Origin of the sequence: Bacillus thuringiensis (assembly GCF_001455345.1) — a bacterium.
Taxonomy (GTDB): Bacteria; Bacillota; Bacilli; order Bacillales; family Bacillaceae_G; genus Bacillus_A; species Bacillus_A thuringiensis_N.
The window spans coordinates 1,233,203-1,250,922 of sequence record NZ_CP013274.1; the positions used below are offsets into that span (position 1 = coordinate 1,233,203).

Consider the following 17,720-nt stretch of genomic DNA (forward strand, 5'->3'; position numbering starts at 1 on the left):
CCTTTTTGCCGAATAAAAAAAGGGGGAAATAGTTACATATAGGGAAGGGGATTTTTAAAATGTTTGTAACACTTCAAACAGTTCAAGAATCAGAAAAAGAAATATTACGTAATTTGTACGCACTATATCTTCATGACCTCTCTACATTCACTCCTAATATAACGATTGAGGCAAATGGATTTTTTGAATACGAAGATTTGCACATGTTTTGGGAAAATGACGGAATCACTCCGTATTTTATAAAAGCTGAAAATTGTATTGTAGGATTTTTATTATTGTTGGAACGCCCGTTTTTGAAGAAGGAAAACGACTTTGGTATTAATGACATTTTCATATTGAATCAGTACAAAGGAAAAGGAATTGGTAAACAAGTTATTGAGAATTTACTAAAAGAGAAACGGGGGCAATATTTCGTTATCGAACTTGTGAAAAATATACCAGCAGTTTCTTTTTGGAAGAAAGTATATAGGGAGCTAAACATCGAATTTGATGAAAAAACACAGTTAATCGATGATGAAGAATGCCTCGTTCAAACGTTTAAAATATAATGAGATTGGTGCTCCTAGTATATTACTTTGAAATTTAACTTTATTTTGAATATACCGTTCACCCTTGAAAACATAGTACGTATGGCTTATATTGTCATATAGTATTTATTTTTTAAACAAAGCAATGAACGAACCAGGGGGCACAGTATGGCAATTAACATGAAAACAATTGAAGAATGGATTGCTGAATCAAACGCAAGACATGAAGAAGACTTTGGAAACGTTGTGGAAGAGATGAAAGAAGTATGTGTCGGACTTGATAATGCGACATTAATTTATACGAAAAATGTATTTTGTTTCGGTAAGAAAGTAGAAGTATTGTTCTTCTTCCAAGACCATGTCGTGATCGGACAAGAAAAAGATGAATATGTTGAAATCGAAAAATTAAAGTATGAAGCAATTACACATAGCAACTTAAAAACAAATGACAAAAATACAACGTTAGAATTAAAGTTTGCTAATGGACAATCTATCAATTTAGATAGTTTAAATGATAACTACGGTACGAAAAATTGGTTATTCGCGAGACAAATTAAGAGTATTTTTAAGTTAATCTAGTAAAAAAGCAGACCTCAAAGGGGCTGCTTTTTACTTAATTCCTATTACACAAAGGCACCCTCTTTCTTCGTAGCATTTCACACTTGTAAATCCTGTTTTATAAAATAGGTTTATTAATTCTTCATTTGTTTTCCATTTCTCCATATGATATTGAACTTTGAAAGTTTCAGCTACTAATAAAAAAGATCCATTCGGCTGTAAGACGCGAAATACTTCTATTATATCTTGTTCCACATCAGGCCAAAAGTAGTGTGTTTGAAAAGCGGTTATGAGATCGAAGAAGTTTGTATTGTAAGGGATAGAAGAAACGCTTGCTTGTTGAACAATGACTTTTTGTTTTTGAACATCTTTTATATTCGTCTGTATAGAATTCTTTACAGCTTGATCGGAGTAATCAATCCCATATATTTTTCCAAGTGGAGTTCGTTTTGAAAGAGTGTGTATCGTTTTACCTCCGCCACAACCGATATCTAATATGATTGCATCTGTCTTTATATGTACTTTCTGTAATGCCCAATTTGTGAGTCTCGTATGTGCAGCGTTCATAATACAAAGCATGGAAGAACCAATTGTCCCGCGTGGGTTTTTTGCTTGCTGAATTAATCGTTGTAAAATGCTCAAGTTAAACTCTCCTTTTATGTAAGAATATATATACTCATTTCGTTTTTTATAAATTAAGTCCTTTAAAAAAGCACGCCGATAGCCGGCGTGCTTCTAAATACGTAAATCCCCTTTTAACCAATTCCGCGCTCGATACGCTCCAACAGGAATTTGAATAAGTGACGTTTCATTTCCAGCATCTATCCCGTACAACTGATCACATGAATTTGTATCAAAACTAAGTAAAGGATGCCCGCCCATCCCCATCGCGGTCGCTGCAAAAACGAGTTTATGAACGAGTATACCAGCTTCCATTTGGTGAATACGGTATCCTCTATAGCCTAATGCATTTGTATAGTAATCTTTCTTTCCGACTACATGTAGGCAAAGCGGTACTTGAAAAAGATTTACGTTATCCATCGTCATACTGGATTGAAGGGGATAACGAAGGTCTCCATATCGAAGTGGCTGTATGGAATGATTTTTGCTGTTATAAGAATAAGCGCCGTTTTCTATATCTTTTACGTTATAAAAACATCCATATAATGAGACCCGTGCATTTTCATTTACATACTGACCATCAAGGTCGTTGTAATAAGGGAAGGAGAGACTAGCTTCTTGTAGTAAAGTAGCGAGCTCGGCTGCATCCCATTTTGTTAGAGTAAAGTCAGCATCAGGGGAATACCGTTCTTTGCAAAGTTGTAAGAAATCATAAGATAACCGTTCTACTTGCGGCAACTGTACAGCGTGCGCATGATGTTGATAGTGCTCTTCATGATGTAGTGTTTGGAAGTGTGCTGTCGATTCAACCATAGAAGCTTCATTTATTTTTGTTATCATTGGATATTCATTTACATGTTTTGAGCGAACGAAATGTTCGTGTGCGAGCGGCGGAATTTGCTGTAACAACTCATGAGAAGTAACTGTTTTATTTTCACAGTAATCATTGTGAAACCAATTAGTTTGTGGTTCTGTACTTAAAGGAACAACAGCATACACACTTTCTTCGCCTTCTGACAGTCCGAGTAAATGATTCATTGCCCGGTCTAGAAACTGAAAATATACGCCATTTGTGTAACCAAATTGTTTGGCACATGCAAGTAATTGACCGATGAGAACACCACTATCTAACCCTTGAAGCCGATACGAAAAGTTATTGTATTTAAAGTAGTTTTTCCAAAACATAGTGGATATGAATGCAGCACCAAAACAAGAATGTAAGTTACAACGATTGCCAAGTGCTTCTGTAATATAAGAATCAAAATTCCCTTCACGAAGTAAAACAAGCCGGTGATGCGCGGCGTCGTAATGGTAAATGCCGTCTGGATAATCATCAATCTTTAAATATATATACAATTCATTTGGATATAAAGCGCCGCCTGAAGGGATAGATCTTCGGAATAAAATTTTCTCGCTATTTAGCTGGCACAATTGTGTTAAACCAAATGAATACCAAAGATAATGACCAATTTCCTCCAAAGTAGGTGTAGTAGAAGGGTTAGGTAAAGATAATGGGATTTCTAAAGAGAGAGGAATGATAGGTACATTTCGATATATTTTATAAGGAAGCGGTGCATCTTCCCAATCCACTTCATGATTCGGCATAATTTCATCAATAGAAAAATGGAGATGATGTAAAAAATTATCTAGCTGCATGAAATCCCTCCTTTACTATGGAAACGGATGCGGATGTGGATTTAATTGTTCATTTGTTAAAGGTTCGTTTGTATATCCAAGTGTCATCGGCACAGTATATACTCTATCTAGTCCTGTAACCCGAGTGAGATGGTGGCCGAACGTCATCGGTAGCATGCCTGGAATAATGACTTTTACACAATATAATCCGTTTTTTTCTATAAGAGGTACTGTTTGATCTACAACGATTACGTCAAGTCCAGATTGCTGCAGACGGTTTAAAAGTTGATGAAGATCGGATGTTAAATCTAGATCAACTGATTGTAATGCATTCATTTCTTGGAACGATTGCACCGGGGCATCGTCACGTAAAAGAAAGTGAAGACGTTCTTCTGCTTCTTTTAATCCGTACAGCATACTATGGTCTTCCATTTTATTAACGAGATAAGGATTGTGTAAGCAGTTTTCGTAATGCTCTCTTTTTTGTTCGAGTTCATCGTCTGCTATTAGTAACATGCCTGCTATTTCATGGATGGCACTCTTTAAAGCGCGGACTGGGTCCAAATGAGAGCCTCCCGCACAAACAACGTTCATTCCATTTTCACGCGTATTTTTCGCAATTACCCATAAGCTTGGGATACCGTGTTCCATCGTTGCATTAAAAGCATGTAACTCATACCCAGTAATCGTGTACAGTCGCTGAATCATTAATTGTAATTCCGTATCATTTGCTGAACTAAGATCAAGGCGGGGGAGAGGTAATTCGGCATACCAAGTGAGCAAAAAGGCGTCACGCTCTACAATTTCTAAAATGCCGTGAAAAATTGCTTCTTCTAAACTACCACCAATTGCACATCCATTTGATGTTTCATACACGAAAGCATCTCGATGACCGAGGCTATAATAAGCAATTGATTCAGGAACTAAAAGTGGCCGGTTTTGTAATAAAGAGTAGCCCCATACCCAGTTTTGTTCATATTCAGGATCAAACGGTTTAAACGGAAAACTATTACGATTATAATGTTCATTTGTATGTACACCGAGCAAGAGGGGATTAAGTGCATGATCCTCTAACTCACGAAAACTACCGTGTACATTTGTCTTTTTTCCTCGAGGTGACATACCACAATATCGTTCTAAACCTTCTAAAATAGCAGTCGCTTCACTCATTGCAAATGAATGAGTTCGACCTGCAACACCTTCATTTCCAAACATTAACGGCATGTTTATAATAACGTCAGCAAACGGTAATAAAGAATGCTGCATTTTTCCGTTTAACATACCGACCCGATAATCTAAATAATCTCTCGTTAAAAATGTGTTGAGTTCATGAATGGAACGACAGCGATATGTCGCATCACTTGTTTTTAAGCTCGGTTGTAAAGAAATCTCTGCTGCATCTGCCGTATCATCAGGTAAATTGCTACATACAGGGCAGAGCGGATCTGGAAGAAAAGAATGTCGCGTACATTGTAGTGTTTGTAAGTTGAGTAAAAGGAGTTTATTTTCTAATGAAGAATGATTATGAGTTAATATTTTCTCTGTTTCTGCACGAATAAGATGACACATTTGCAGAATGCCATTTTGAGTGGCGCGTACATCGCGCCTCGTCAAGTTCTCTTCTTTTACGGCATATTTCCGCTGTAGTTCCCACATTTCTTGTTGATCAAATCCAGCGATAAAGCGTCGTCCATCGGCGCAATGGGTACATCCCTCTGCAAGGGGATGAATGTAAGGACCGATGATGCCTTCACCAAATGAAGTAAACGCACGTAGCCACGGAATATGATTGGAACGAAAAATTAGCTCAGCATCATGATGAATAGTAGAAGGAGAGCCGTCATGTAATACGAGAGCGAGCTCGATATTTTCAGGGAGTTCGTCTGCAATTGTATGTTGGCGAGTGATGGAATATTGTTCGTATAATTGATCATGTACATAGTCTGCAAGTAGGCCATCTCCTATAAGCAATATATTTTGACTCATAGACCGTCCTCCTTTGCAATTAATACCCCGTACACACCATCTAGGTTTTCTTTCAAAAATGATTCAATCGCTAAATCAAACACGAATGGATAAAAATTATGTTCTTCTAAATGTTGTAAGGCAAGCTGTAAAGATTGCACACTTGGAGTTCCTTCTTCCGCTTGTATTTCCACTCTAAAAGAATCTGTGTCACATAAAATAATAGATGATTCAGGTAAAATATTAGCTCTGTAAGGAGTTTCTTCATTTTGAATGTGAAGAAGTGATAGTTGTAGTGCGTTTCGTAACGCTAACGTCATATTTATATTAGATGCACCGTACCATCGATTATTTATACCGACCCAAACGACTGGGAAGCTGAGAATCTCTTCACTCATTGCTATTTTAGGAGTTTCATGAATTGTAGCGAGAGCATCGTAATAAAATCTACAATGTTTATCATGAATTTCGGTTAAATCGACCGTCGTAATTTCTTCTAGCATATGTGACTGCCGCTCATACAATTTATTATTTAAATGTTGTTGTAGCGCCCGGTATACACCTTCTGTCATCGTTTCTCCAGCGCCAATACCGATATCGTTATGTTCAGGAATAAGGCGGTGCATAATTTCCGCTACATATGTTTCAATTCCTGCTAAACCAGCTTCTCGGCGCGCTTCATTATGAGTCAAACCACCACACGTCATAAGAGGCAGGAGGGAAGCAGGACCATCTGATAATGGAGTAGCTACTTGAATATGGCATTGTGATAACGGTAATTGATATAAATCTTGTTCATCCCACACATGGAATATACCAGTTTCTTTAGAAGTTAATGAATCGAAAAAACGGAATAAATCAGTTGAAGTATGTTCGCTAGACCGATGCTCAAGTTGTTCAGAAAGATTTTCTATCGTATTAATTGTAAAACTTTCATCAGTTGCGAGAGGATGTTTTATAAAAGGATGCCATGTTCCTTCGAGTGTTTCATAATTTAATAAAAAGAATTGTGGATTCTTTTCTCGATGTGAATCATCCGCGACATGTTTAAACAATTCAAAAACGATTACATTTGCTAACATGGCAGATGTAATTGGTGAGAAGGAATCCGATGAATTTTCATTTTGCAAAGTCGTTTCATGTAGCCGATGCCATGCGGATTCCCAGCATTCATCACGATTTTCTGTTACGACAGGTCCAGCTATACCGAGTGTTGATAAACAAATAGCTGGTATGAAATTCTTTTTCGTTTCTCTACAAATAGTGTGAACTGTTTTTAAACCGTCAATGTCTCCGTTTTGAGAAACATATAAAATCCAATCAAAAGGTTCGAATACTTCATGCAAGGGACGGTCAATTGTAGTATCGATTTCTTGAAGGAGTACACTGTTATCAACTTCATATGCACGTTCTATTAGCTCATGTATTCTGTCATAGTTTGTTTCATCCCGATCTGTAACGAGGTAATGAAATGTAGGTAAACCAGATTCTAATAAAGAAGAAACTAAGGAAGTAAGCATATCTCCAGAACCAATTATTAGGACGTTTGCCGCGCGATACGTTTCGAATTTTAGAGCGCCTGAATGAGAATCAGCTTCTAAAAATTCAATTTGTGAAGCGTATCTATCAAGTAATGCGCTATTTAATTCATGAGGTGCATCTTGACTTACATCCCGAACGAAGCCATTTTCATATAAAATCTCTCCGATTTCAAATACACGATTTTGATAGGGGAGAGGGAGACCGTCGGTTATTTCTGCTAAAGTGTAATTACCGTTAAACATTGGCATTAATTTTTCAATCCAGTTGTAAATTCCATCACCGTCCATACGAAATGAACTGGCATTATTTCGAAAATAGACACCCCCGTTTGAGTCGGGGAGGAAGAAAGTATCCTTATTTACTTTAAGTTTTGCATGAATTGGAAGGTTATTCATTTTAATCCTCCTTACGTTTAGGCATACATTATTACCTTATGTCATGAAATTTGTCCCGTATGAGCACAAAAAAAGGCTGTAGAATGATGTATTCTACAGCCTTTATATATTAGAGTATTAATCTATCATGCCTTTCGAGAGGACTCCCACCTCTAAACGTAAGTGAAGGTGGTGAGGTGAATTGAAAGAAATATTTTATTTTCAAGAAAAAGGGAATGTATGTTCTTTTTTGCTATAATATCCTTAACAAGGAGGTGAATAAAATGACAAAGGAAAATCCATCAAACTATAAAACTCTTCAAATTTGGATTAAAAAAGGGCATCGTATGTATTCTTATTTTCAAGAATGTTGTCATAACGCTAAGAACATGTACAACACCACAAACTTTTATATACGTCAGGTGTACACTGGATTAACACAAGAAAAAGAGTTGCAGCCTTTGCAAAAAGAAGTTTTGGATCATATTCATAAAAATATTGGTAAGATGAATGACACACAACGTCTTGCCTATCAGAAGAAATTGGAAAAAGAGAAAGTAAAGCCTAAAGAAGAACAGAAAGAGATTACATGTAATTTGTTTTCAGAACCTAATTTCGAAAAACCTTATGTAGATTACAACTTTCTAGATGCACTATTTAAGGCTATGATTCAAAATGATTATCGAGCTTTGCCTACGCAATGTAGCCAGTCCATCATGAAAGGTTTGTTCCAAAATTGGAAATCTTTTTTTGCTAGTTTAAAAGACTATAAAAAGAATCCAAACAAATATACTTTGGAATGCCTAGGATTCCAAAGTATATTCGTTCTTCTGAAAAAGAGATTCTGTATACAAACCAAGATTGCATCATTAAAAACGATAGATTTTTAAAGTTTCCAAAGACGAAATTGCAATTAAATATTGGGAAACTAGGTTTCACTGAAGGTAAACTGAAACAAGTTCGTGTGATTCCAAAATACAATGAATATGTAGTGGAATTGGTAATTGATGTTCCTTCTGAACAACAAATAATTGAAGAGAATGCACGTTATATGAGTATTGATTTAGGGATTGATAACCTTGCAACCATCGTAACAAACACAGGTATGAAACCTGTCCTTGTTAAGGGCAAACATGTCAAAAGCATAAATCAATATTACAACAAAATGAAGAGTCATTTTACAAGCATTCTTAGAAATGGAAAACAAACGAATGAAGGACCTTTTACTTCTAAAAGGATAGAAAAACTTCATCAAAAACGTTACTTGAAAATAAAAGACGTCTTCCATAAAGTTAGTCACCATATCGTAAAACTAGCTCAAGAAGAAGAAGTTTGTAAAATCGTTATTGGTCAAAACAAAAGTTGGAAACAAGAAACGAATATGGGAAAAAGAAATAACCAATCGTTTTGTCATATCCCGCACAATTTACTGATTCAAATGATTACATACAAAGCAAATGCTGTAGGCATTCAAGTTGTTGTAACTGAAGAATCATATACATCGAAAGCAAGTTTTCTAGATAACGACTTCATTCCAACGTATGGAGAAAATGACCAAAATACAACTTTTTCAGGAAAACGAATAAAGCGCGGCATATATCGTTCAGCAAATAAAACTTTAATTAATGCAGATGTAAATGCTGCGGCTAACATTTTACGAAAAGTAATCCCAAATGCATGGACAAATGGGATAGAGGGGTTAGGCGTGAAACAGCTCGCTAATGTGTTAACTCCCCTGACGTTAATCGTCCGTTAGGTCGAAACGTTAGAAACCCCCACTTCAAGCTTTGCTAAGTGGGGGAGTGTTCATCAACCTTCTAATAATAATGATTTTGGATCTTCAAGCATATCTTTAACAGCAACAAGGAAGCTAACTGCTTCTTTACCATCAACAATACGGTGATCGTAAGATAAAGCGATGTACATCATTGGACGGTTTTCCATACGCTCGTTATCAATTGCAACTGGACGTACTTGGATTTTGTGCATTCCTAAAATACCAACTTGTGGGCTGTTTAGGATCGGTGTTGACATTAGAGAACCGAACACACCACCGTTTGTAATTGTAAATGTACCACCTTGTAGTTCTTTTAATGAAAGTTTGTTGTCACGTGCTTTTTTACCTAATTCACGAATTTCGCTTTCAATTTCAGCGAAGTTTAATTGGTTCGCATCACGTACAACTGGAACAACTAATCCATCTGGAGCTGCTACTGCAATACCGATATCATAGAATTTTTTAATGATAAGCTCGTCACCTTGAATTTCAGCATTTAATAATGGGAATTGTTTTAATGCTGCAACAACTGCTTTTGTGAAGAATGACATGAAACCAAGACGTACATCATGTTTTTTCTCGAAAGCATCTTTACGCTCTTTACGTAATTCCATGATTGCAGTCATATCAACTTCGTTAAATGTTGTTAACATTGCAGATGTTTGTTGAACTTCTACAAGACGTTTTGCAATTGTTTGACGGCGGCGGGACATTTTCACGCGCTCAACTGGTTTTTCGAATTCAGTTTTTGCCACTGGAGCAGGAGCTGGACTTTTTGGAGCAGCTGGTGCTTCTTTTGGTGTTGCAGCATGAGCTTGTACATCGTGTGGTCTCACACGTCCAAGTGGATCAGTGCTGCGTACGTCGTTTAAGTCGATTCCTAATTCACGAGCCATTTTTCTAGCAGCTGGTGATGCGATAGGACGGTTTGTATTTGGTAAACCTTGTAGAGTTGCAGTTTGTTCAGCACTTGGTGCCGCAGCTTTTGGTGCTTCAGCTGTTTCTTGTTTTGGTTGCTCAGCAGCCGGTGCAGGTGTACTTACTGCAACTGGTGCTCCGTTTGCATCTAAAATTGCGATAGTTGCGCCAACTTCAACTGTATCCCCAGGTTCGCCTAGTAACTTCGATACAATACCTGAATCTTCTGCAATGATTTCTACATTGACTTTATCAGTTTCAAGCTCAACAACGCTGCCACCTTTCTCAACTTTGTCGCCTACGTTGATAAGCCATTGTGAAATAGTTCCTTCTGTAATAGATTCTGCAAGCTCAGGTACTTTAATTTCGATCATTTTAAATGTCCTCCCCTTATTTGCCTAACGGTGTGTTTTTTCTTCTTTTGTCTTCGGTAATCTCCATTTGTTAGCCGCCCCCCTGGGCAGAATATCTGCCCAGGGGAACAAGCTAGAAACCTTCATTGTTACTTTTTAGTTGCTGAAAACTTCAATTTCTAGTTTATCTTGACGGAAGTTATACTTCACGTCTAAAGCGTGAGCAACAATTAGTTCTTGCTCAGCTTTGTGAGCGAATGGATCGCCACCAGATGGACTAGAGCGATCTGGGCGTCCAATGTAACCCGTTTTCACTTTATCTCCAGCTAGTTCGAACAGAATTGGAGCCATGTAATGCCATGCGCCCATATTACGAGGTTCTTCTTGAACCCAAATAATTTCTTCTAAGTTTTTAAAGCGTTTAATAATAGACTGAACTTTCTCAGCAGGGAATGGGTACAACTGCTCAATGCGAACGATATGAACTTCATCTAAGTTGTACTCATGCTTACCAGACTCGATTTCTGCTGCTAAGTCAATCGCCATTTTACCTGTGCTTAAAACAAGACGTTTTACTTTGTTTGGTTTTGTGCCAAGGTTTTCTTGTTCTAAAGCAGGTTGGAAACGTCCTTCGCTTAACTGACTAGCAGTTGAAAGCGTAAGTGGGTGACGTAATAAACTCTTCGGCGTCATCAGTACTAATGGTCGAACAGCTTCTGTTCCTAAGATAGATGCTTGACGACGTAAAATATGGAAGTATTGTGCCGCGCTCGTTAAGTTTGCAACTGTCCAGTTGTTCTCAGCAGCTAACTGTAAGAAACGCTCAGGACGCGCACTAGAGTGCTCTGGTCCTTGACCTTCATAACCGTGTGGTAATAGAAGAACTAAACCAGATTTTTGACCCCATTTTGCTCTTCCTGCTGAAACATATTGATCAAATAATGCTTGCGCAGTATTTGAGAAATCACCATATTGCGCTTCCCACATAACAAGCGTTTCTGGAGCGAATACGTTATAACCATACTCGTAACCAACAACAGCAGCTTCTGATAACGGACTGTTATGAACAGAGAAGGATGCATTAATGTTTGGTAAGCGGTGTAATGGTGAATATGTTTCATTTGTATCAGTATCGTGTAATACGATATGACGGTGCGCGAATGTACCACGCTGTGAATCTTGACCAGTTAAGCGAATTGGCGTACCTTCTTGTAAAATAGAAGCAAATGCTAATGACTCAGCAAGAGCCCATTCAATTTTACCGTTCTCTTCAAGAGCATCTTTACGGCGCTCAAGAATTTTCTTCACTTTCGGATATACGTTAAAGCCTTCTGGCCAAGATAATAGACCTTCATTAATTGCACGAAGTGAGTCAAGCTCAACACCAGTATCAATTGGCTGAATGCCTTTTGCAACAACATCTGGTACTTTAACGTGAATTGTTGCATCGCTTGTATCAGCTGGCGGTACTTGTGCATAGTCAGATTTTAATTGCTCTTGCGTAAACTGTGTAATTGTTTCAATCTCATCTGCATTTAGAACACCAGCAGCTTGTAATTGATCTGCATAAATTGCTCTTACAGTTGGGTGATTTTTAATCTTTTTGTACACTTGTGGTTGTGTAACTGCTGGGTCATCCATTTCGTTATGACCGTAGCGGCGGTAACCAATTAAATCGATTAAGAAATCTTTTTTGAACAATGTACGATATTGAATTGCAAGGTTTGCAGCAGCAAGACAAGCTTCTGGATCATCAGCGTTCACGTGAACAATCGGAATATCGAAACCTTTTGCAAGGTCACTTGAATATTTCGTAGAACGAGAATCATAGCTATCAGTCGTAAAACCAACTGCATTGTTTGCGATAACATGAATTGTTCCGCCCGTTTGATACGCGTTCAATCTGCTTAAGTTCAATGTCTCAGATACAATACCTTGACCAGGGAATGCAGCATCACCATGAACTAAAATTACGAATGATTTTGAAATATCTTGTTCTGGAAGACCAGATTTTTTACGATTTTCTTGAGCCGCACGTGCGAAACCTTCCACAACAGGGTTCACGAACTCAAGGTGACTCGGGTTATTTGCTAATGTAACGCGTGTGCTAACTTCTTCGTTACCAACGACTTGTTCTCTACCTAAATGGTATTTCACGTCGCCAGTCCAGCCAGCATTAGCCACTGCACCTTCTATTTTTGCATGTTTGAACTCAGCAAACATGTGAGTATATGGTTTTTCTAATACGTGTGCAAGTACGCTTAGACGACCGCGATGAGCCATACCAATCATGACATCTTCTACGCCGTTCTTGGCACCTTCTAGCACAATTTCATCTAGAACAGGTACAAGCATATCAACGCCCTCGATAGAGAAACGCTTTTGCCCAACGAATGTTTTATGCAAGAATTGCTCGAAACCTTCAACAGCTGTTAAACGTTTTAAAAGAGCAGTTCGTTTTTTATTTGATAGTGGCTGACGCAATGAATTTGATTCCACCATTTGATGCAACCACGCGCGTTCTTCACTATCTTGTATATGAGAAAATTCATAAGCTAAAGATTTTGTATAAACGTCTTTTAATCTATGAATTACATCAAGTGCAGTGTGAATACCTTCTGGTGCATCTTGCCATACTGTTTTCGCTGGAATCGCTTTCAAATCTGCATCGCTCAGTTCGTTCATTGCTTTCTCAAGAAGAGATTGTCCATTTGCAGCATCCTCCATCGGGTTGATGTGAGCCAACGTATGCCCGAAAGAACGAATCTGTTCAACAAGCTGAACAACTTTAAGAATCTTTTCAATGTTACCTGTGTTTTGAGGAGAAAAATGTGTTGCTGTGTTGTCCCCTGTTACGACATCATCTTGAAACGAAGGAGCTCCAAAAATTTCAAAAAGCTCTTGTAATTCCGGATCAACAGAACCTGCTCCAGTTACGTAAAGATCATATTGTTCAATAACATAACCAAGGTTCGGACCATGGAACTTGGCCCAAGGGTTTGTCGTTGTATTCTTCCTCGTCATTTGTTTAAACCTCCCAATGCATATAATCCTTTTTCCATACAAAAAGGTGCATTTTGCTCTTTTCAATAATTGATGAACCAATAATCAATGTAAATGTTTTTCTTTACTCTTATGTTATTACAATAATTTACATAATACCAAACACTATTACTTATCTGTTTTGTAAAAAAACATTCACAATAACTTATCACCCAAGTTAATCTTTCATGTTATAAAGTAATTTTACAGAAAAATGGGGTGGATATATTTGGTATACCTATACGAATAACTAAAATTGTTGCATGTGAATATAAGTATAATAGTTAGAATGTTTAGATAAAAAGAGTTCGAATTATGTATATTGAAATAATAAGCGCTTTCATTGATATTATACAACAATATAACGGGATATAGTATAAAAAATAAAAAATTATGAATTTATCGTAAACTTTATTTAGATAGTGTTAAATATCGAAAGAAAAGCGAAGGATTTCTACAAAAAAAGTTGCTAAACATAAAAAATGCTTCATAAACAGTTAGTTTCTATAAATATGACGAAAAACACCGTAAAACCAATAATGCATTTTGTGGAACAAAGGGATAAATGAAATATTTTAAAAGGATAAAACAAATATGGAGATATTAAATTTTAAAAAAAGAGAGGAGGAGATATAGTAACGGTTAGTTACAGTGTTCCGTGTTTTGTTTCAAAATAGACGTGCTGAAGTTAAAAAGTTTCTTCTATATAAATAGAATGAAACAAACTAAAATATATGTAAAGGAAGCTTGACGTAAAGTTTACTTTACATATATACTCGGTATAAGGGAGGAGGGAGAAATTTCCTTGGAAAATAAAATGGTCGAATATCGAAAAAAATTTGGACTATCTCAAGAAAAATTGGCTGAGAAACTCGGCGTTTCCAGACAAACCATCATTTCAATTGAAAAGGGAAAATACGATCCATCACTTCCGTTAGCATTTGAAATAGCGAAAACATTTCAGACAACGATAGAACATGTATTTATTTATGAAGGAAAAGAAGGGGAGGAGTAAAGATGAATTATTCACAAAAGTACTTCGTAATTATGGGGATTATTTTTCTATTTATGAGCGGATTTATGATATTAACAGGTATAATGACGCATTCTACACCACCTGCAGCAACTTACCCGTTACTTGGTATGATGATTATGTGTTTTTGCCTAAGTTACTTACACCCACAATTTAAAGAAAAAGACGAACGAATGAAACTTATTCGTTATAAAGGAATGTTCGTGACCTTTTTTGCATTAACAGCATATTATCTTCTTTTCTCTATCGGCTTAAACTTAAAAATACTTACACTATCTGCTACTGAACTATTGAATATACTTATGGCACTTACGATGAGTACCGTCTTTATCTCGTTTGTTGTTTTGGCAAAAAGATATTAAGATGGAAAAGAGAAAGGAAGATTAACATATGCAAATGATGTATGCTTTTGGCATTGGGCTTGTATTATTTTTAGCCGTATTCTTATTTATTCGGAAAGACGTTCAAGGTGGGACGTTAACGAAACGAGGGTTTTATAAAATGATCGGCTGTTTAGTTGTTATGTTTATAGCGATTATCGTAATGATCGTTTTAATAAATCAGTCACTATAAAATTAAAAAATGGAACCTTACTTCGGTAAGGTTTTTCTTTTTGAAAACGAAACAAAAATCACCATAAAAACCATTTACTATCTATATCCTATATTATATAATCCAATAAAATGATAGATAAGGAGAATAGTATATGAATAAAAAAACTATCTTCTTTTTATTAACATGTCTACTACTTGTAGCTAGTGCTACTTATATAATATGTAACAAACGAGAACAAGTGCCACCTATGTTAGTATGGGAGGGGCAGGAATATTACGTAACGAATGAACCTGCTAAAACTGAAAAAGTGGGGCAAAGGCTCGGAGAAGTGACAAAGAAGATTGAAACAAGTAAAAAACCTACTAAAAATAGTGAATCCAACATATTACAAGAAAAAACAGAAGTATTCACAATGATAGAAGAAGCAAAAGATCTTCACTCACCTTTAACCATAAAGGAGCCTTATAGTGACGAATATAGAATAGTGAGACCAATGTTAAAAGTACTATAAAATGAAAAGGAGATTCCTATGCAGACAGTCACTTCATATCCATGGTCGTTAAGAAAAATGTTTGTTTTTTTCCTTTGTTTTATCCTTCCTCCTATTGGAGCCATTTACATTGCAATGAATAGAGGGGCACTACAAAAGAGAGACTTCATTTTATACTTATTATTTGCTGCTATTAATATATCGCTTTGGTTGTCGCTTATGATCTTTGATCGGAGTATGTGGATGGTAGTAGGGCATTATGTGCTTGGGGCAATTGTGATTGTGTTTTCGAATATGAATAAGAGATAAGCCAGCGATCTTAAAGTTGCTGGTTTTTATTTAGCTATTTATAATGAAGAAACAAATTTTTAATAGAGAGTAGTGAGCGTTATGAGATGGAAAGAGGGAACGTTTGAAAAAATAGAAACGAGTGACTCATCTGTTGAGCAACTTATACATACATTCAAGGAACAAAATGTAAATGGCGGAGCGGTTATAAGCTGTTTTAAAGTACATAACGAAAACTTTTTCAAAGAAATACCTTATGAAAGAGATAAATACGAGAATTTTTTTAGAAAAATCTTCAATTCTTTAGATATAATACAAGATTTAGAGGAATTAAAAATACATACATCAGAAAAATATAAGTTTCAATTTCAATATAGAAGTGCGGTAATGCTTGATGGGAGTATTGCATCTCAAATTATAAGAGGAGGAGCATATAAAGACTTTCCGGAGAGAATGGTAATCGCGAAACAATTAGCGAGCCATGTATGCCAATGTATGTTCCAAGATCGTTATGAGGATATTATAGTGTTCGAAAGTCATGCCCCTTGGACAGATTGGTTTTACGATGTTGCATGGGATAATACTTGGATGGTGCTAGATAGTAGGGAGCATAAAATATGGTTCATTTGTGCTACGGATACGGATTGATAGAAGAGGGCCTTGTAGGAATACTGCAAGGCTCTTTATCTTTTGGGGATGAATAGAAAATGAATCATATAAATGCTATACTAAAAAATGTTTGTAATGTCAGTTTCATACTATTATATAGTGATGACTTACTAGAAAAGATAAGAGGAGAATGAACGTGAAAAAGATACAGAAATTATTGCTGTTAATGATGGTAATAGGATTAACAGTAGGTGTTTTAGCAGGGTGTGCAAATCCGAAAGATACGACAGAAGAATTTTTAACAGCGATACAAAAAGGTGATGTTGAAAAGGCTCGTACATTTGTTGAGAGTGACAAGGAATTTAATAAACTAAATGAAAAAACAGATGATGCTGAGGCAAAAGCGATGCTAAGTGCAATTACGAAAAACTTTAAATTTGAAAAGCCAGAAGAAGTATCGAAAAAAGATGACAAAGCAGAAGTGAAAGTGAAAATTACATCTGCAGATCTATCCGTTGCTGTAACAAAAGCAGTGGGAGAAGTTATGCCAATGGCCTTTGCTAGCGCATTTAGCGAAGACAAAGAACAATCTGAAAAAGCAATCGAAAAAACAATGACATCAACTATCGTCAAAAACTTAGCGGATAAAGATGCAGCAATGGCAACTCGCGAAGTTACATTGAACTTAAAGAAAGATAAAGATGGTGACTATAAAATCGTTGCAGATGATAACTTGAAAGAAGTATTATTTGCCAATGCAAAGTCTTTGGAAAAGATGTTTGGTGGGAAGTGATTGACTTAGATAAAAAAGAGAAACCATATCACGTAGAAAGTTGATATGGTTTCTCTTTTTTTATGACCCCGGAGAGGCTCGAACTCAGGATCTCCATCAACAATCTTTCATGGTTATAGCAAGATGATAGAGGATGAAAGTTGTTGTAGCTCCGTTCCATAGAGATACTATACAGGAAACAGTTGATAAGCACACCTCAGGGGGCAAAGTACTAGATGTAACTGTTAAGGAGGTTAGTGAGCTGGAATATAAAAGAGAAGCTTTTAAGCCGCACAACAAAATAAAAGAGATGAATAGAAAGAGAGGAAACTAATATGAACCAATATATTAAAGTAGCTGTTTCTTATAAGTTTAAACCTGAGGGAGAAGTGTATAAACAGGCACACTATAGAGCAGTGACACCTGAGGAGGACATCAAGCAAGTTAAAAATGATGTTATACATGTTTAGTGATCTGTTTGATAAGTTAGTCTACCTCGAGGGGATTAATGTTACTGAGGTAAGTGAGATAGAATACCGAGCAGGTAGGGTAGAGGAAGATGCTGAATTGAGATTCCTCCAACAGATCACACTGGATGGCCGTGTCTCGTGAGGTAGCAATCCAAAGCTACCTCTTTAGTTTTACCTAGAAAGATAAGGCT

17 protein-coding genes and 1 pseudogene are annotated in these 17,720 nt (G+C 36.6%); 12 read left to right on the forward strand and 6 right to left on the reverse strand.

Translation table 11 applies throughout. The features are described from left to right. The first annotated feature begins 59 nt into the window (after positions 1-59). Both ATN06_RS06550 and ATN06_RS06555 read left to right on the forward strand, forming a co-directional pair. Positions 60-548 (forward strand): GNAT family N-acetyltransferase, encoded by a 489-nt coding sequence (locus tag ATN06_RS06550; protein ID WP_060630000.1) that lies wholly within the window; start codon positions 60-62, stop codon positions 546-548. A 147-nt stretch (positions 549-695) separates the two neighbouring features. Continuing rightward, complete coding sequence (locus ATN06_RS06555; protein WP_060630001.1) at positions 696-1,106, forward strand: DUF3908 family protein; 411 nt, start codon at positions 696-698, stop codon at positions 1,104-1,106. A 30-nt stretch (positions 1,107-1,136) separates the two neighbouring features. Here ATN06_RS06555 and ATN06_RS06560 read toward each other — a convergent pair whose 3' ends face one another. The 4 genes from ATN06_RS06560 to ATN06_RS06575 all read right to left on the reverse strand — a co-directional run bounded on the left by ATN06_RS06560 (position 1,137) and on the right by ATN06_RS06575 (position 7,243). Next, positions 1,137-1,727, reverse strand: a complete 591-nt coding sequence (locus tag ATN06_RS06560; RefSeq protein ID WP_060630002.1) for a class I SAM-dependent methyltransferase — start codon at positions 1,725-1,727, stop codon at positions 1,137-1,139. Between the two features lie 93 nt (positions 1,728-1,820). Beyond that, positions 1,821-3,362 carry a SagB family peptide dehydrogenase gene (locus tag ATN06_RS06565; RefSeq protein ID WP_060630003.1) on the reverse strand — a complete coding sequence of 514 codons (1,542 nt, stop codon included), beginning with the start codon at positions 3,360-3,362 and terminating at the stop codon, positions 1,821-1,823. Positions 3,363-3,377: 15 nt separating this feature from the next. Then, positions 3,378-5,327 carry a TOMM precursor leader peptide-binding protein gene (locus ATN06_RS06570; RefSeq protein ID WP_060630004.1) on the reverse strand — a complete coding sequence of 650 codons (1,950 nt, stop codon included), beginning with the start codon at positions 5,325-5,327 and terminating at the stop codon, positions 3,378-3,380. Beyond that, positions 5,324-7,243: a putative thiazole-containing bacteriocin maturation protein gene (locus tag ATN06_RS06575; protein ID WP_060630005.1), complete on the reverse strand. Its 1,920-nt coding sequence runs from the start codon at positions 7,241-7,243 to the stop codon at positions 5,324-5,326. Before ATN06_RS06575 ends, ATN06_RS06570 begins: the two co-directional genes overlap by 4 nt. Positions 7,244-7,506: 263 nt before the next feature. Here ATN06_RS06575 and ATN06_RS06580 point away from each other — a divergent pair. Continuing rightward, a pseudogene (locus tag ATN06_RS06580) lies at positions 7,507-8,978 on the forward strand (RNA-guided endonuclease InsQ/TnpB family protein). Positions 8,979-9,031: 53 nt separating this feature from the next. On the opposite strand, the gene odhB reads toward ATN06_RS06580, so the two are convergent. Both odhB and odhA read right to left on the reverse strand, forming a co-directional pair. Further along, a complete protein-coding gene (gene odhB / locus ATN06_RS06585; protein ID WP_060630006.1) occupies positions 9,032-10,291 on the reverse strand; it encodes a 2-oxoglutarate dehydrogenase complex dihydrolipoyllysine-residue succinyltransferase in 1,260 nt (419 codons plus the stop codon). A 135-nt stretch (positions 10,292-10,426) separates the two neighbouring features. Further along, the gene (gene odhA, locus ATN06_RS06590) at positions 10,427-13,294 is read right to left on the reverse strand and encodes a 2-oxoglutarate dehydrogenase E1 component (RefSeq protein WP_060630007.1); all 2,868 of its coding nucleotides are present in this window, start codon (positions 13,292-13,294) and stop codon (positions 10,427-10,429) included. An 823-nt stretch (positions 13,295-14,117) separates the two neighbouring features. Here odhA and ATN06_RS06595 point away from each other — a divergent pair. The 9 genes from ATN06_RS06595 to ATN06_RS29570 all read left to right on the forward strand — a co-directional run bounded on the left by ATN06_RS06595 (position 14,118) and on the right by ATN06_RS29570 (position 17,529). Next, a complete protein-coding gene (locus ATN06_RS06595) occupies positions 14,118-14,327 on the forward strand; it encodes a helix-turn-helix transcriptional regulator (RefSeq protein WP_000428510.1) in 210 nt (69 codons plus the stop codon). 2 nt (positions 14,328-14,329) lie between these two features. After that, positions 14,330-14,707 carry a hypothetical protein gene (locus ATN06_RS06600; RefSeq protein WP_060630008.1) on the forward strand — a complete coding sequence of 126 codons (378 nt, stop codon included), beginning with the start codon at positions 14,330-14,332 and terminating at the stop codon, positions 14,705-14,707. A gap of 28 nt (positions 14,708-14,735) precedes the next feature. Next, complete coding sequence (locus ATN06_RS06605; RefSeq protein WP_001178300.1) at positions 14,736-14,918, forward strand: DUF3976 domain-containing protein; 183 nt, start codon at positions 14,736-14,738, stop codon at positions 14,916-14,918. A gap of 133 nt (positions 14,919-15,051) precedes the next feature. After that, positions 15,052-15,411 (forward strand): hypothetical protein, encoded by a 360-nt coding sequence (locus tag ATN06_RS06610; RefSeq protein ID WP_060630009.1) that lies wholly within the window; start codon positions 15,052-15,054, stop codon positions 15,409-15,411. Positions 15,412-15,429: 18 nt separating this feature from the next. Continuing rightward, positions 15,430-15,699 (forward strand): hypothetical protein, encoded by a 270-nt coding sequence (locus tag ATN06_RS06615; RefSeq protein WP_060630010.1) that lies wholly within the window; start codon positions 15,430-15,432, stop codon positions 15,697-15,699. Between the two features lie 81 nt (positions 15,700-15,780). Next, the gene (locus tag ATN06_RS06620; protein ID WP_060630011.1) at positions 15,781-16,326 is read left to right on the forward strand and encodes a hypothetical protein; all 546 of its coding nucleotides are present in this window, start codon (positions 15,781-15,783) and stop codon (positions 16,324-16,326) included. Between the two features lie 157 nt (positions 16,327-16,483). Then, entirely contained in the window at positions 16,484-17,080 is a 597-nt protein-coding gene (locus ATN06_RS06625; RefSeq protein ID WP_060630012.1) for a hypothetical protein, read from the forward strand. A 133-nt stretch (positions 17,081-17,213) separates the two neighbouring features. Then, the gene (locus tag ATN06_RS06630; RefSeq protein ID WP_060630013.1) at positions 17,214-17,393 is read left to right on the forward strand and encodes a hypothetical protein; all 180 of its coding nucleotides are present in this window, start codon (positions 17,214-17,216) and stop codon (positions 17,391-17,393) included. Position 17,394: 1 nt separating this feature from the next. Continuing rightward, on the forward strand, positions 17,395-17,529 hold the full coding sequence (locus tag ATN06_RS29570; RefSeq protein WP_254904394.1) for a hypothetical protein: 135 nt from the start codon (positions 17,395-17,397) through the stop codon (positions 17,527-17,529). Positions 17,530-17,720: the final 191 nt, after the last annotated feature.